The 14,170-nt window shown below is 33.8% G+C and carries 17 protein-coding genes; 1 reads left to right on the top strand and 16 read right to left on the bottom strand.

Annotated elements, in window-relative coordinates:
• Positions 1 to 88: 88 nt before the first annotated feature.
• The 16 genes from ACYSNX_RS05005 to ACYSNX_RS04930 all read right to left on the bottom strand — a co-directional run bounded on the left by ACYSNX_RS05005 (position 89) and on the right by ACYSNX_RS04930 (position 12,736).
• Positions 89 to 976: a helix-turn-helix domain-containing protein gene (locus ACYSNX_RS05005; RefSeq protein ID WP_461753591.1), complete on the bottom strand. Its 888-nt coding sequence runs from the start codon at positions 974 to 976 to the stop codon at positions 89 to 91.
• Between the two features lie 98 nt (positions 977 to 1,074).
• Positions 1,075 to 1,956 (bottom strand): urea transporter, encoded by an 882-nt coding sequence (locus tag ACYSNX_RS05000; RefSeq protein ID WP_461753590.1) that lies wholly within the window; start codon positions 1,954 to 1,956, stop codon positions 1,075 to 1,077.
• 33 nt (positions 1,957 to 1,989) lie between these two features.
• Positions 1,990 to 2,793, bottom strand: a complete 804-nt coding sequence (locus ACYSNX_RS04995) for an urease accessory protein UreD (protein WP_461753589.1) — start codon at positions 2,791 to 2,793, stop codon at positions 1,990 to 1,992.
• Between the two features lie 2 nt (positions 2,794 to 2,795).
• The gene (gene ureG, locus ACYSNX_RS04990; protein ID WP_461753588.1) at positions 2,796 to 3,434 is read right to left on the bottom strand and encodes an urease accessory protein UreG; all 639 of its coding nucleotides are present in this window, start codon (positions 3,432 to 3,434) and stop codon (positions 2,796 to 2,798) included.
• Positions 3,435 to 3,447: 13 nt separating this feature from the next.
• Positions 3,448 to 4,137 carry an urease accessory protein UreF gene (locus ACYSNX_RS04985; RefSeq protein WP_461753587.1) on the bottom strand — a complete coding sequence of 230 codons (690 nt, stop codon included), beginning with the start codon at positions 4,135 to 4,137 and terminating at the stop codon, positions 3,448 to 3,450.
• The gene (locus ACYSNX_RS04980) at positions 4,130 to 4,639 is read right to left on the bottom strand and encodes an urease accessory protein UreE (RefSeq protein ID WP_461753586.1); all 510 of its coding nucleotides are present in this window, start codon (positions 4,637 to 4,639) and stop codon (positions 4,130 to 4,132) included. The genes ACYSNX_RS04985 and ACYSNX_RS04980 overlap by 8 nt, the downstream gene beginning before the upstream one ends.
• A 68-nt stretch (positions 4,640 to 4,707) precedes the next feature.
• The gene (gene ureC, locus ACYSNX_RS04975) at positions 4,708 to 6,429 is read right to left on the bottom strand and encodes an urease subunit alpha (RefSeq protein ID WP_461753585.1); all 1,722 of its coding nucleotides are present in this window, start codon (positions 6,427 to 6,429) and stop codon (positions 4,708 to 4,710) included.
• The gene (ureB, locus tag ACYSNX_RS04970; RefSeq protein ID WP_461753584.1) at positions 6,426 to 6,800 is read right to left on the bottom strand and encodes an urease subunit beta; all 375 of its coding nucleotides are present in this window, start codon (positions 6,798 to 6,800) and stop codon (positions 6,426 to 6,428) included. The genes ureC and ureB overlap by 4 nt, the downstream gene beginning before the upstream one ends.
• An 18-nt stretch (positions 6,801 to 6,818) precedes the next feature.
• Positions 6,819 to 7,121: an urease subunit gamma gene (gene ureA, locus ACYSNX_RS04965; RefSeq protein WP_461753583.1), complete on the bottom strand. Its 303-nt coding sequence runs from the start codon at positions 7,119 to 7,121 to the stop codon at positions 6,819 to 6,821.
• A gap of 795 nt (positions 7,122 to 7,916) precedes the next feature.
• Positions 7,917 to 8,417, bottom strand: coding sequence for a GNAT family N-acetyltransferase (locus ACYSNX_RS04960; protein ID WP_461753582.1), 501 nt, complete (start codon positions 8,415 to 8,417; stop codon positions 7,917 to 7,919).
• 10 nt (positions 8,418 to 8,427) lie between these two features.
• Positions 8,428 to 9,201 carry an ABC transporter ATP-binding protein gene (locus ACYSNX_RS04955; protein ID WP_461753581.1) on the bottom strand — a complete coding sequence of 258 codons (774 nt, stop codon included), beginning with the start codon at positions 9,199 to 9,201 and terminating at the stop codon, positions 8,428 to 8,430.
• Positions 9,198 to 10,199, bottom strand: a complete 1,002-nt coding sequence (locus ACYSNX_RS04950) for a FecCD family ABC transporter permease (protein ID WP_461753580.1) — start codon at positions 10,197 to 10,199, stop codon at positions 9,198 to 9,200. Before ACYSNX_RS04950 ends, ACYSNX_RS04955 begins: the two co-directional genes overlap by 4 nt.
• 8 nt (positions 10,200 to 10,207) lie before the next feature.
• The gene (locus ACYSNX_RS04945; RefSeq protein ID WP_461753579.1) at positions 10,208 to 11,200 is read right to left on the bottom strand and encodes an ABC transporter substrate-binding protein; all 993 of its coding nucleotides are present in this window, start codon (positions 11,198 to 11,200) and stop codon (positions 10,208 to 10,210) included.
• 5 nt (positions 11,201 to 11,205) lie between these two features.
• Entirely contained in the window at positions 11,206 to 11,667 is a 462-nt protein-coding gene (locus ACYSNX_RS04940) for an urease accessory protein UreE (RefSeq protein WP_461753578.1), read from the bottom strand.
• Position 11,668: 1 nt separating this feature from the next.
• Positions 11,669 to 12,376, bottom strand: coding sequence for a hydrogenase nickel incorporation protein HypB (hypB, locus tag ACYSNX_RS04935; protein WP_461753577.1), 708 nt, complete (start codon positions 12,374 to 12,376; stop codon positions 11,669 to 11,671).
• Positions 12,377 to 12,388: 12 nt separating this feature from the next.
• On the bottom strand, positions 12,389 to 12,736 hold the full coding sequence (locus tag ACYSNX_RS04930) for a hydrogenase maturation nickel metallochaperone HypA/HybF (RefSeq protein WP_461753576.1): 348 nt from the start codon (positions 12,734 to 12,736) through the stop codon (positions 12,389 to 12,391).
• 851 nt (positions 12,737 to 13,587) lie between these two features.
• Between ACYSNX_RS04930 and rplS the strand changes: the two genes are divergently transcribed.
• Positions 13,588 to 13,938, top strand: a complete 351-nt coding sequence (gene rplS / locus ACYSNX_RS04925) for a 50S ribosomal protein L19 (RefSeq protein ID WP_461753575.1) — start codon at positions 13,588 to 13,590, stop codon at positions 13,936 to 13,938.
• The last annotated feature ends 232 nt before the right edge of the window (positions 13,939 to 14,170 follow it).

Genomic DNA, 14,170 nt, shown 5'->3' with positions numbered 1-14,170 from the left:
GTTTAAGTATTAGGACAAAAAAAAACTGCCTATTGACAAGCAATAGACAGCACAATTAACTAGTTATGAAAAAGAAAATAATCTATTTTTAGGATAAAAATTTATTTTTCCTATAATCACTTGGAGAATATCCGGTTACTTTTTTAAACAAACGCGTAAAATAAGAAGCCGAATTATAGTTAAGTTCAAAGGCAATACCTGCAATATCCCTACTCTTATCTTGTAAAAGAATTTGAGAATGTAAAATACTAATCTCATTAATCCATTGTTTCGGGGGCTTATTAGTAGCCTCCTTCACACATTTATTTAAGTAATTTTCACTAATGTGTAAAAGGTTTGCATAGAACAAAACATTCTTATGATCGATGTGAAAACGCTGAACAAACTCTCTGAAACGAAAAGCAATATCTAACTGTCTTGTCATAGGAGTTTTTAATTCAATATCTACACGAATAATTTTTAATAAAATGGTATGCATTAAAGAAACACATACCTCCATTTCTTGATTGGCACTGTGGAGTTCTTGTTCAAATAAAAGTAAAAGCTTTTTGATCCATTTTGCATTAGTCTTACTTAAAACAATGTAAGGATTCATTGTAAAGAATTTTATATCATTACTACCCAAGGCAATATCAGTAATAACCTCATTCTCATAAGCTATGAAAAAACCTTCGATATCACTAGAGATCGATAAAGTGGCAGTTATATTACCACTTCTAACGTTTATTACCTCTCCAGCTTTCAAATTATAAGCTCCACTATCTAAATACTGAGTCATGGTTCCATTAGTTAAAAGAATCATAAAGTTAAAAGTAGTACGATAGGGCACCACAGGCATAACAATACCTTGTAGATAATCTTCTAAACGATAAATTTGAATGATACTTTTATTATCCAAAATAGCTTTATCTACTTTGGGTAAAAACATCTTCTTATATTGAAAATTATTTAAAATCTGAATCGAATTCTTTGACATTGTATGCTAAATTAAATCTAATTACTCTTAGATTGTCTTGATCGGTAAAGATACACGCTAAAGACAAACTAAAGCAAATAGTATATTATAGGTTAACACTAGGTAAACAAACTAATTGTTTTAGCGAACCAATTATCAATCCTTTTAATTGGAAACATAAACCACATAGATAATACAAAAGGGAAAGTTAGAGTAGTTACTCCCCATTCAATTAAATAGATATCCACTACTGTGGCTATAAAAATGGAGATTAACACATAAATTCCATCTCTAACATTATTTCCTCCCATAGCAATTCCACATAAAACAGCGTTGAAACTAAATACGCCTTGTTGTATTAACTCCTCTGGAGCATTCAAACTATGAGAAATATAAATACTTATAACTACGGCAGCAAAGGCATATAAAGCTTTAATTGGACTAGAGATAAACACTCCAACAAAGAATATTAATCCGGCCATGGGGCTACCATTGAAAATAACTTGTCCAAAGGCATGGCCTTGAATTAAAATATCATCTATCTCTTCTACCTGCTCAAAATGAGTCGGAACCGCTTTAAATCCAAAGGCAGGAATACTTAAGAAAAATATAATTCCCCAACTAGCTAGCACAAAAGGGAAGGTATATGCAGGTAAATCCCTCTCCAAAGCGTAACGCATCATTAAAGTGGATAAAATTGATGCAATAATTATAATCATCCAAACTCCTGGACTGGGTTCGAAATAAAAGAAAGTGGAAATACCTATTAAACTAGCGTTAAATCCGTATAAGCCTTGCTCAATATTATGCTTGTGGTAGCCTAAAATTTTCGCTGTAAAAATGGCCACTAAATTGGCCACTACTCCTCCTAAGGCCATTATGGTGGAATCGTATAAAATGGCTGCAAAAAACAATAACCCCGTAAAGATATTTGCTTGGAGCATAATTTGTCCAAATCCTTTAAACAAAGATTTGTAAATGTCTATCATGTACTGTTTCATGATGCTATGTTAGCGTGTCGATACAAAAAGAGCTTATTTGCGTTGTAGTAAAAATTGCTCTTCCCATAACTTTTGTTGAACTTCCTTGAAAATGCTAAATATAATCTCAGCACCATTACCTAAAATACGAATAATAAATCCATCTCCTTGTAATTGACTTATTCCAAACTCAATATTATCTTTATCTTTATAACACTGGTGAAAATACTCAATATAAGCAAGAACATCAACTTCTTTGGTATTGTAATATAATAAAGTACCCTGGTGAGTAAAACCTTCTAAGAGTCCAATACTTGAAATTGGCATTTCTTTAGGCTGGAGTAAAACATTATCCTTTACCACCATTTTGCCATCAACATAAATTTTAGTGAGATTTTGAAAATGATTATATTGAAAAACCTCTCCTGACCCCTTTCTTCCGCAAGTAATAATATCACTTAATAAAAAATGAGACTCCTTACTCATATGAATTATATTTTCACTTATAAAGGTAGACAAATTTTGAGGCACAACCGGGTGAGGTACATAGCTAAAGTTAGCTCCTTGCTCCATATTAACACGAGTAACCTGCGTACTTTTATCTTTCATTTGAAACAATCTCTGATAAGACTGTGTTTGAAGCTGCAAAGTAGCATCCTTACCCATATCGATTTTAATTTGATGATCATCCCCATCTAATAAACCAGGAGAAACACTCATGATCATTAAATAAGCCGCATCATCCCTATTATACTGACCAACTGGTACAATTCGAAATGGTGGAGTTACATAGGTATCCTTCATATAGGACTTTCCACCATCTCGTTTTTCAACTTTTATTTCTAAAGAACAAACCATCCTTATCTTACTAAATTTGGTTCCTCGATATCTTCTAAAAGAGCATATTTTTTGATCCATCCCACGATGTTCTCTAAACCTTCTCCAGTTTTTAAATTAGAGAAAATAAAAGGAGCACCTTTACGCATTGCTCTTGCGTCGTTTTCCATTACTTCTAAAGAAGCACCCACATAAGGAGCTAAGTCAATTTTATTGATCAACAATAAATCACTTCTTGTAATAGCCGGCCCACCTTTACGCGGAATTTTTTCACCCTCGGCAACGTCAATAACAAAAATAGTTACATCTGCTAAATCAGGACTATATGTTGATGAAAGGTTATCCCCTCCACTTTCAATTAATATCAGTTCTAAATTTGGGAATCTACGAGCTAATTCGTCAACTGCTTCTAAATTCATACTTGCGTCTTCGCGAATAGCAGTGTGTGGACAGCCCCCTGTTTCCACTCCAATAATACGATCCTCTGGTAATAAGGAATTTTTAGCCATAAATTTGGCATCCTCTTTTGTATAGATATCATTAGTGATTACTGCTAAATCATATTCATTTAATAATCGGCGGCTTAAAGCCTCTAATAGAGCTGTTTTCCCAGAACCAACAGGTCCTCCAACTCCAATTTTAACGTATTTTCTATCTTCCATTTCTTATTAATTTTTACGATAAGTATAATCTTGAATACAAATGCTCATGTTGCATACAACGTATATCAAAACCAATATTACTCATTCCTATTAAACTCGGATCTAATTCCAAAGACTCTTTGGATAAGGTCCATAATTCCTCGTGCAGATTGTACAAAATATCTTGTCCATCTAATTGTCCCAAAGGAACTAATTTAACCGCATTGGTAACCATACCAATGGCAGCATTGTAATAATAAGCATGCATTGCTTCCACTAAAGGCAATTCCATTATACAAGCAAACATACCAAACATTATACAATAATTGCTAAATACATTATTCTGCTTAATTTGTTCTGCCCATTGTTTTAGGAATTCATGCTCTTGGTAACGGGAAAATATTTTAAATAAACGCAATCCCAGTTTTTGACTTCCAAGTCTAACTTCCATTGGACCTTTTAATGCATTGCATTCATCATCCAAATCTAAAAGTGCTTGAAAATCACCCTTTTCACAAGCTTGGTAGGCTAATTTCATAAGGGCTGCGTCATTGTATTTAATGTTAAACCAAAGATTGTTACTGATGTATTCTTGAGCAGAATCCTTATCCTTAACTAATCCATTTTGTACATAGGTCTCCAAACCATTGGAATGGGTATATCCACCAATTGGTAAGGTAGGATCCGCTAAATGTAGTAATCGTCCTAAAAATTTATTATTCATTGTTTGATTGTTTAATAGACATAATAGTTTTATTCATTTTAAAAGTAAAACGTTTATTATGACTTGGATCCACATTAGCATTGAGTTTATCTTCTAAGACGCACTCTTGTAACTTTGGTTGAAAACCATTTTCTAATAACCACTTATTAATTGGTCTTTCATAGGGCATAAACAAAATATTACCTTTAACAAACAAAGGTAAATGCTTATTACCAACTTGATAGGCAACATAGCTTAAATCCATTAGGTTTTCTAATTCTACTACAATAGTTTCGCAAGGTAATACCTGTACTACTACTAAAGAATTGGGAGTCTCTATTAAAACATCTCCGTGTTTTAATTCTTGTCCTTTACCAAAAAAACGGATTGCAACTTCTTGGCCATTTTGTGTAATTAAGCGCTGAATCCTTTTATTGGCACAAAACCACTCAATAGCTAAAATATCCGCCTTTGGATCGTCTAACTTTTCAGGTGCGTTATAAAGTGCTTTGGAAATGATCATAATTACCCTGGGGTTGAATTTAAAAAACCAAGGTGCAGTTAGTACTACACCATGGCCTTTATATTATATTAAAACAAGAAATATCTTTGTCCTAAAGAAACCTCATCAATAGGAGCACAAGTTAATACCTCTCCATCTACACTTACTTGGTAGTTTTCAGGATTAACAATAATCTCTGGTGTTGCATTATTGTGAACCATATCATTTTTAGAAATATTTCTACAGTTCTCAACAGGTAATAATGTTCTATCCACTCCGTATTGCTCTTTAATACCATTTTCTAAAGAAATTTTAGAAACAAAAGTAAAGCTCGTTCTAGTTACAGCTTTACCTAAAGTTGCATACATAGAACGTAAAATGATTGGTTGAGGAGTTGGAATAGATCCGTTTGCATCTCCCATTTTAGAAGCAGCAATCATTCCTCCTTTTAGGATCATCTCTGGTTTAACTCCAAATAAAGCTGGTTTCCAAATAACTAAATCCGCAATCTTTCCAGGCTCGATTGATCCAACATAGTTAGAAATACCGTGAGCAATAGCTGGGTTGATAGTATATTTAGCTACATAGCGTTTAGCTCTGAAGTTATCGTTGTCGTTTTCTTTATCTTCTGGTAACAAACCAAATTGCTTCTTCATTTTATCGGCTGTCTGCCAAGTTCTAGTAATAACCTCGCCCACGCGGCCCATTGCCTGTGAATCCGAACTCATAATACTAAATACTCCACGATCTTGCAAAATATCCTCCGCTGCAATTGTTTCTGGGCGAATACGCGAGTCTGCAAAAGCAACATCCTCTGGAATATCTTTACTTAGATGGTGACAAACCATTAACATATCTAAATGCTCGTCAATAGTATTTTTCGTAAACGGACGAGTTGGATTTGTTGAAGCTGGAAGTACGTTAGGATACATAGCAGATTTAATGATATCAGGAGCGTGACCACCTCCAGCACCTTCTGTGTGGAAAGTATGAATAACACGCCCGTTAATAGCTTGCATAGTATCTTCTAAAAATCCTGCCTCATTTAACGTATCGGAGTGAATAGCTACTTGAACATCGTATTTGTCTGCAACAGATAAAGCTCTATCTATTGTAGCTGGAGTTGCGCCCCAATCTTCGTGGATCTTAACTCCTAGAGCTCCTGCTTCTATTGACTCAACAATAGGTTCTTCTGTACCAATATTACCTTTCCCAAAGAAACCAAAGTTCATAGGTAAATTATCTGTAGCTTGGAACATACGCTCTAAATTCCATTTTCCTGAAGTAACTGTTGTTGCTAAAGTACCATCAGCAGGTCCAGATCCTCCACCAATCATAGTAGTTAAACCACTATATAAAGCTGTTTCAATTTGAGTAGGACTAATATAGTGAATGTGGGTATCAATACCTCCAGCAGTAACAATCATTCCAGCAGCACCGTGAACTTCAGTTGCAGCTCCAATAATCATATTAGGGCTAACTCCATCCATAGTATCAGGGTTTCCAGCTCTTCCTACTCCAACTATTTTCCCGTCTTTAATTCCGATATCTCCTTTTACAATACCCCAGTGATCTAGGACGATTGCGCCAGTGATTACCATATCTAAAACCTCTGGGCTATTTAATGCCGTAGAAGATTGTAACATACCATCACGAATGGTTTTTCCACCACCGAATTTACACTCATCTCCATAGCTTAAGAGATCCTTTTCTACTTCAATGATAACTTCCGTATCTCCAAGACGAACGCGATCCCCAACTGTTGGACCGAAAATCGCACTATAATTTGCTCTATTAACCTTTAAACTCATACGTTCTTATTTTTAAAATAGTTTTTTTCAGCTTTTTTCAAAGCCTCTACTTTAGCTTGTTCAGAAATTGTTTCTCCATTTGCTAAATCATTGTGACCATAAATTTTACGTTCACCTGCAAAAGGAACTAAGTTTACGACCAATTCTTCCCCTGGCTCGAAACGAACGGCTGTACTTGCAATGATATTTAAGCGTTTTCCAAAAGCTTTCGCTCTATCAAACTCCATCTGTTTGTTAACTTCGAAAAAGTGGTAATGAGAACCTACTTGAATAGGTCTATCTCCTGTGTTTACTACAGTAATTGTAGTTACCTCTCTACCTTCGTTACAAATCACATCTTCCTGTTTCAAAATGTACTCTCCTGGAACCATAATTTTGATTTTTTTTAATTATCTAATTGGATTATGTACTGTTACAAGTTTAGTCCCATCAGGAAATGTAGCCTCTACTTGCACATCGTGAATCATCTCTGGTACTCCCTCCATAACATCTTCACGTGTTAGAATAGTTGCACCATATTGCATTAGCTCTGCAACAGATCTTCCGTCTCTTGCTCCTTCTAGTAATTCACTACTAATAAGGGCAATACATTCAGGATAGTTTAATTTTAATCCTCTAGCTCTACGCTTTTTGGCTAACTCTCCCGCCAAATGCAACATAAGTTTTTCCGTTTCTCTTGGTAATAAGTGCATACCGAAATAGTTTAAAAATAGTTAAACAATAAGAAATAGCATCACTCGAAATTTTCGAATAGCGTATCTCTTGTATAATAAAAAATAATTTTTGTTCTCAAAAAAAAAGACAGTTTTTGTCCATCTAATTTACGTATTTTGCCATTTAAATGCAAAGAATTGATACTGAGATATTTATTTTTTTTTTAAAAGTAAATAGTCCCAAGAATCCTTTCTTGACTGTAAGACGCAAAAAAACAATTAGACCAAACTAGATAGAACTCTAAAGTAAAGAAGCCCTTGTTTGTAATTTAGGCGATCTGTGATACAACTCACCCTTAATCTATATATGCGAAGATTGCTATATAGTGATACAAAACTCCAAAGCTTTAAAGCCCTAAAGGGCCTTTGTTTTTGGAATTTTTGTTCCAAAAATAATACTAAGCACACCACCACCTGAGATAAAGCCCCTGTAAACAAACTGTCTACAAGCTTAGCTTTTGGCGATATAAAAAAAGTATTTGGTGTCATTAATTTTGTATTATTTCTGTTTTATTCTCTTTAGCAAAGATAGACCATAAAAGACTCTACAGTCTAGTACAAATCTTGACTAGAATAGCATAAAAACCCATTTCTATTCTTTACATTATACAGTATTAAAAAAAAACAAGACCTAAAGTTATTTAAATAGTTTAAAATCAACACCTTACAAATACAATTTTATCTAATAAGTAATCACAAGAATTGCACTTTCTTCAAAAAAATGCCTCATTGAGCAATAGATTGGTAATTTTAAAGGTTTTTATTTACACCTATTTATAATTCCAGCTCCATATGAATAGTAGTAAAATTTCCTTCTTGGGTCTTTTTTATCGTACTAAAGCCTTGTTTGTGCCAGAATTCTACAGCTCCTGGCAAAAAGGGATGTGTATGTAAATAAAGTACTTCTACCCCATTCTTTTTAGCAAGCTTTATTAGGGTTTGAACCAATTCTTGTGCAAAGTGATTTCTTCTATATTCAGGCTCTATAAATAACCTGGCCACTTCCACACATACTCTACCTTTATAATCCAAATAAGAAAACCTGTCCTTATAAGGCATCATACCAATTGTACCTATAATAGTATTATCCTCTAAGGTAGCTTTCAAAAAAGCTCCTGTTGTAGACTCTATATAATATTTACTAAATTCTTTTAAATCAAAAGGAACTACTAATGAATCAAGCATCGGAAATAAAATAGTCCTGAATTGCTTTACATAGGTCAAAACAACGGGCATATCCTTATTGTCTACTCTTTGAATATTAATTTTACTCATTTGTATCATTTTATCTAGAAGGAAAATATAATAAATGCTCTTTATTTTCGATACAATCTAGCTTTATCTTATATGTTTTCTCTAATTCCTGATGAATTTCTTGAGGATCCAAAATGGATAAATCCACTAAATTACCTTTTCTCATTACAAAAAAATCATCCCCATACATAAGAGCTAAATTAGGATCATGCATGACACAAAGTACAGTTGTACCCTGGTTAGCAAGAGTTCTCAAAACTTGCAAAACCTTGACTTGATAATTTAGATCCAAATGATTGGTTGGTTCATCTAAAAGTAAAATATCTGGTTGTTGTACCAAAACCCTACACAACAAAACCAATTGTCTTTGCCCTCCTGAGAGCTGTGTATATGGCTTATCTTTTAAATGATATAAATCAAATTGCTTTAAAATATGATCTACCATATCTAAATCCTCCTTTTGTGGAGAGAATTTAAAAAAAGAACTACGACCTGTTAGAAGAACATCTTTTACTTTGAAAGGAAAGGTAGCTTGGTGGAATTGATTTAAAAATCCAATACGAACTTTGGTTTTATCTCCAATTTTCAGATCTCTTCTTTGTATATTATCAATAAAAACATCACCGTTATACTTGTTTTGCAAACCTGTTAACACGCTAAACAAAGTAGACTTACCTGAGCCATTTCTACCCAGTATAACACTAAAAGCTCCTTTGCGAAAAGAACCACTTATTTTTTTTAAGATAGGCTCCTTCCCATAAGAAAATTCTACATTGGATAGTTTTATAATCGCCGAGTTAATCATTGCTGTAAGTTATTAAAGCTTTTTTTCATCAAATAAATAAAAATAGGTGCTCCTATTATCATGGTAAACACTCCAACAGGCAGCTCAAAAGGCATCACTGTACGAGAGAATAAGTCAATAACGAGTAAAAAACATCCACCTATAGAAATATTTGCCCATACTCCAACTCGATTATCAGGCCCATAAATCATTCTAGAAATATGTGGCACAATTAATCCAAATAGGCTAATTACTCCAACTGCAGCAACACTGGCTGCTGTAATTAAAGTAGCTGCTGATATCAAGATTATTTTCAAATAAAAAGGATTTATCCCCACTGCTTTAGCTTCTTGGTCTCCCAAAGAAAGTAAGTTTAATCTTGCGCCAAGTCCTACAATACAACCCAATCCTAATACAATAGGCAAAATTGATTGTTGTACCTTTGACCAAGAGGCGGTATGTAAATTCCCCATTGTCCACTGAATAATGGCCTGTAATTTATAAGGATCACTGATATACTGCAATAAAGTTAATAGGGCTGTAAATATTCCCGAGATAATGATACCCGACAAAACCACACCTACAATAGAGGCTTTTTGTCCAACGTAAGAAATACTATAGGTTAACACCACAGCGATCACTCCAAAGACAAAAGCGGAAATATTCAAACTAATAATTGGAAATAACATAGCAAGAGCTGCACCAAAGGCTGCTCCTGAAGAAATACCTAAGGTAAAAGGGTCTACAATGGGATTGCGAAAAATAGCTTGTAACACTCCTCCAGCGCTAGCCAATGAAGCCCCAACTAGAAAAGTAAGTATTACCCTTGGTAATCGAACATTCCATAAAATAGTTTCCGCTGGACTCATTGCCTTAGAGGACGAGCTAAGTAATAATTCTTTAGTATAATGTATAAACTCTACAATGGTAGTGTTCTTAGTAGATCCAAGTAGGATGGAAATAAACATAATAGCAAGTGGTACTATCCACAAGGCATTGTATTGGAGTATTTTCTTCATCTACTCTTTTATTTTAAATAGAAAAAATCCATATCTTCTTTAATCTGCTTATCAAAGTCATCTTGTTGCCATACTTGGTAACACCATTGTTTAAGCTGTTTGGCAAATAATAAAAATTTCACCGTATGAGGATCATAGGTAAAGGAAGGTTCAAGAGAATAAACTTGTTTATTTTCTACACAAGGCAAAGATGCCAATTCCTTCATAGCATACACATCACTTGGTAAAGTATTCCAAACTACAATAAGATCTGGATTCCATAAATACAAAGATTCTGCCCCAATATTTGGCGCTTCTAATTCTAAGGGACAAGCATTAGTTGCTCCGGCTAATTCAATAACCATATCAATCAAGGTGCCTTTTCCCGAGGTGGACAACACTCTGTTATTACTCCAAGCGTAATACACCTTTTTCTTTACATCAGAAGAATACTCCTGCATATTTTTTAAAGAAGCTTCTACATAATTGGTAACTTCTTTAGCGCGTTGTTGTTTACCTAATAACACCCCAAGACCTATAATCTGATCTAGAATATCTTCTTTATTTTGAGACGAAACTCTATAAATTGGGACTCCAAGAGTCTCTAATTGCTCAATACTCTGAATATCATCTTTGAAACAAACCACAAGATCTGGCTCTAAGGCTAAAATCATTTCCATATCACTACTTCTACCATTAAAGGTAGGAGTGGCTATGGTTTTATTCTTTATACGAGTATCTATAGAGGATAGAAACATAAACTTATCCGTGTATTGATATACCGTAGAGGGAATACCTACCAATTTATCCTGTGCCCCTAACATATAAACATGATCGACTACAGAATCAAAAAGCACCACAACACGCATAGCTACTGTATCTAAAGTAACCCTTTGCCCACTAGCATCTATAACACTATACTGGTTTTTCATCTCTAAGGGAGACTCCTTTGCCTTATCCTTACAACTATAACTAATCATAGTTACAACAATACACAAACACAATACGATACTCCTGTACATAAATTTTATTTTAATTGCTTTTGCAAAAGTGCATGGGGATGCAATATCTCTTGTACTAAGGTAATTTTATCTAAAAATTTATTTTGTAATTGTTCAAATAAATTCCCATCATATCCCACTAATAAACAATCCTTTGCTGCATTGGTAAACAAGGGCAAATGTCTATTGCCAATATAGTAAGAAAAATCCACTAATTCTCTGGGAGTATACCCACTAAAACAAATAGTTAAACAAGGCTGAATAGCAATTTGAGCAATCAATTGATCACCACTATATAACAAATCACCATTTTGCCAGTGTCCTTTAAAGTTCTTCTCTAATTTGATACTACTTCCATCGGAAGTATCTCGAAGAAAAAAGCTTTTTTGACTCTCAAACCATTCAATAGGCAATATTGCAATACTAGGATCTAAAACCCTAGACGAGCTAGGGTTTATATAATCTATAGTTATAGGTAAAACAGACATATTATAGGTTTTGACTTTGCTCCTTTTTAAGGGCAACTCTTTCTTTTAACCAATCACACCACTGGTCCATACCTTCACCCTTTAAAGTACTAATAGTGATTACTTCAATATTAGGATTTACCTCTCTTGCATCTTTAGTTACAGCTTCTACTGAAAAAGGAACGTAAGGTAAAAGGTCTGACTTAGAAACTAGCATTAACTCACTGGTTAAAAACATTCTTGGATATTTCTTCGGCTTATCGTCTCCTTCTGTACTAGCCAATAAAGTAACTCTATAGTCTTCTCCTAAATCAAAAGCAGAAGGACATAAAAGGTTACCAACGTTTTCAATAAATAATAAGTCAATGTTACTTAAGTCCATATGATCTAAAGCTTGTAAAATCATTTGAGCTTCAATGTGACACATACCACCTGTAACAATCTGTAGGGCGTTAAGACCAACCTCTTTCATACGCACAGCGTCTCTATCGGTTTCAGGATCACCTACTAAAACGCTAATATTCATCTCTTTTCCTAGGCGCTTACCTGTTTCTTGCATTAAAGTAGTTTTCCCAGATCCTGGAGAAGAACATACGTTAATGACACATATTCCCTTTAATTTTTCGCGAATAGCGTTAGCCACAAAATCATTGGCTTTTAATAAATGTAAAGTAGTGTTATCACACTGTAACGAACCTACACGGTTTCCAAGACTTTTAGGATTTGACATTGTTATAATTATTTAAGATTGTTTGAAAATTACTTTTGATATAAATAGTTCGTCTCCTTGTACAATAGTAGAGCTGGGCTCCCCACAAGGACAAACAAAACGGTGGTACTCCACCTTAAAATCTTTTTGGCATACCTTACAATGGGCCACAATATCTTGCACTACCACTTCCAAATCCATATCTTTATACTTTTGTACATTATCTTGTAAGAAAGCATTAAAAGCATTTTGAATTAAAATAGGCTGAACATTGGAAAGTAAGCCCGCTGTGATTTCAATTTTTACGATATCCTCCACTTTTGCCTGATAGTTCTCTTCTAAAGTGGTGAAAATATCTTTTACTATGGATAATTCGTGCATAACAAATAGGATTATCTAGTTATTTTACTGTTTTACTTTTGATCTAAGGTCTCAAAACCCATCATTTGTGGACTACATAGAAGAGTTTTGTATTTTAAGGATAGCTTATTTTTTGATATTGTATACCCTCCACACTTTCTTGAAGTATAACTACATGGCTACTAACACTCTATAGTATTGCCTTTGAAGTGCTTATTGGATAAAGGAATTCTACCTTTTGAAAAGCAGTGTAATATATCCTCCTATAAAAGGAAGCTTAACACTATACAAAACTACCATCTAGGCGAACGCAAAAATAGTACAAATCTTGACTAATATACCATAAAATCTGCTTAGACCTACTATTTTGTATACCTCCTAGAATCTCTTTTAGTTAACATATTGATTAGCAAGTATTAAATTACTAAAAAAAATAAAATCACCCTAATTTAAAAGAATAAAGTTTTCTTATTTTTTTATTAAAAGCCTCAACCAAAAGTATGCTAACCCTTTTAATTACAATAGCTACACATCAATTTAACCCTTAAAATAAAACATTTACAAAAAAACTAAAAAATAGCACTTTTCGACCCTTAAATCCCGTCAGGAAAAAATAGGTTTTCCTATCCCCTTATAGTAATAAAATGCACTTAAATAGCTTATACTTATTTTTATTTTGTATTACAACCTAGCTAAGCAACATCCTAACAAGCTACCTTACAACAAGTTAAATACACAAAAATATTCTTTTGTATTTCATTTTTATGGTTTGTATTTATATTTAATTTTTTATCTTTGCACCTGATTTGGGCTAACCTCTGGCGAGGTCCGTGTATGTTACCCTAGACAAAAACAATTTATACATTATAAAAATGGCAGATTTATTAAAATTCGTTCAAGAAGAATTAGTTGCTAAGAAAGACTTTCCTGAGTTTGGAGCTGGAGACACTATCACTGTGTACTACGAAATTAAAGAGGGTGAAAAAAAGAGAACTCAGTTCTTCAAAGGAGTAGTTATCCAAAGAAGAGGTTCTGGATCTACAGAAACTTTTACTATCCGTAAAATGTCAGGTAACATTGGAGTAGAGCGTATCTTCCCAGTTAACATGCCAGCTTTAGAAAAAATCGAAGTTAACCAAAGAGGTAAAGTTCGTAGAGCTCGTATTTTCTACTTCAGAGAACTTACAGGTAAAAAAGCTAAAATCAAAGAAAGAAGAAGATAATTCACTTTCTCTGAGAAATAAGAAAAGAGATTGCAATAAATGTTGTAATCTCTTTTTTTTGCCTTAAAATATAGGATACAAAAAAGCTATTGATTTCTCGAGGGTACTGATAAAGTAGCCTCTTTTTAGGAAACGGCTTTTTTAAAGACAAAAAATAACGCTTATAAAGGACTTTTTTAAGTCTCTTTGTAAGCGTTATTTGTTTTCTAGCTGTACTATTGGGTGGCTTAAA

The sequence above is a fragment of the Myroides sp. LJL115 genome (assembly GCF_054871665.1).
This window is presented reverse-complemented; position numbering and strand designations above follow the sequence as displayed.

What these genes read in the sequence shown, in the direction of transcription:
- ureA (WP_461753583.1), bottom strand. Translation starts at nt 7,121, where the DNA reads ATGCACTTATTACCAAGAGAAACGGAAAAACTTATGTTGCATTTGGCG.
- hypB (WP_461753577.1), bottom strand. Translation starts at nt 12,376, where the DNA reads ATGTCAAATCCTAAAAGTCTTGGAAACCGTGTAGGTTCGTTACAGTGT.
- ACYSNX_RS05005 (WP_461753591.1), bottom strand. Translation starts at nt 976, where the DNA reads ATGTCAAAGAATTCGATTCAGATTTTAAATAATTTTCAATATAAGAAG.
- ACYSNX_RS04930 (WP_461753576.1), bottom strand. Translation starts at nt 12,736, where the DNA reads ATGCACGAATTATCCATAGTAAAAGATATTTTCACCACTTTAGAAGAG.
- ACYSNX_RS05000 (WP_461753590.1), bottom strand. Translation starts at nt 1,956, where the DNA reads ATGAAACAGTACATGATAGACATTTACAAATCTTTGTTTAAAGGATTT.
- ACYSNX_RS04960 (WP_461753582.1), bottom strand. Translation starts at nt 8,417, where the DNA reads ATGAGTAAAATTAATATTCAAAGAGTAGACAATAAGGATATGCCCGTT.
- ACYSNX_RS04985 (WP_461753587.1), bottom strand. Translation starts at nt 4,137, where the DNA reads ATGAATAATAAATTTTTAGGACGATTACTACATTTAGCGGATCCTACC.
- ACYSNX_RS04995 (WP_461753589.1), bottom strand. Translation starts at nt 2,793, where the DNA reads ATGGTTTGTTCTTTAGAAATAAAAGTTGAAAAACGAGATGGTGGAAAG.
- ACYSNX_RS04980 (WP_461753586.1), bottom strand. Translation starts at nt 4,639, where the DNA reads ATGATCATTTCCAAAGCACTTTATAACGCACCTGAAAAGTTAGACGAT.
- ureC (WP_461753585.1), bottom strand. Translation starts at nt 6,429, where the DNA reads ATGAGTTTAAAGGTTAATAGAGCAAATTATAGTGCGATTTTCGGTCCA.
- ACYSNX_RS04945 (WP_461753579.1), bottom strand. Translation starts at nt 11,200, where the DNA reads ATGTACAGGAGTATCGTATTGTGTTTGTGTATTGTTGTAACTATGATT.
- ACYSNX_RS04955 (WP_461753581.1), bottom strand. Translation starts at nt 9,201, where the DNA reads ATGATTAACTCGGCGATTATAAAACTATCCAATGTAGAATTTTCTTAT.
- ACYSNX_RS04940 (WP_461753578.1), bottom strand. Translation starts at nt 11,667, where the DNA reads ATGTCTGTTTTACCTATAACTATAGATTATATAAACCCTAGCTCGTCT.
- ureB (WP_461753584.1), bottom strand. Translation starts at nt 6,800, where the DNA reads ATGGTTCCAGGAGAGTACATTTTGAAACAGGAAGATGTGATTTGTAAC.
- ACYSNX_RS04950 (WP_461753580.1), bottom strand. Translation starts at nt 10,199, where the DNA reads ATGAAGAAAATACTCCAATACAATGCCTTGTGGATAGTACCACTTGCT.
- ureG (WP_461753588.1), bottom strand. Translation starts at nt 3,434, where the DNA reads ATGGAAGATAGAAAATACGTTAAAATTGGAGTTGGAGGACCTGTTGGT.
- rplS (WP_461753575.1), top strand. Translation starts at nt 13,588, where the DNA reads ATGGCAGATTTATTAAAATTCGTTCAAGAAGAATTAGTTGCTAAGAAA.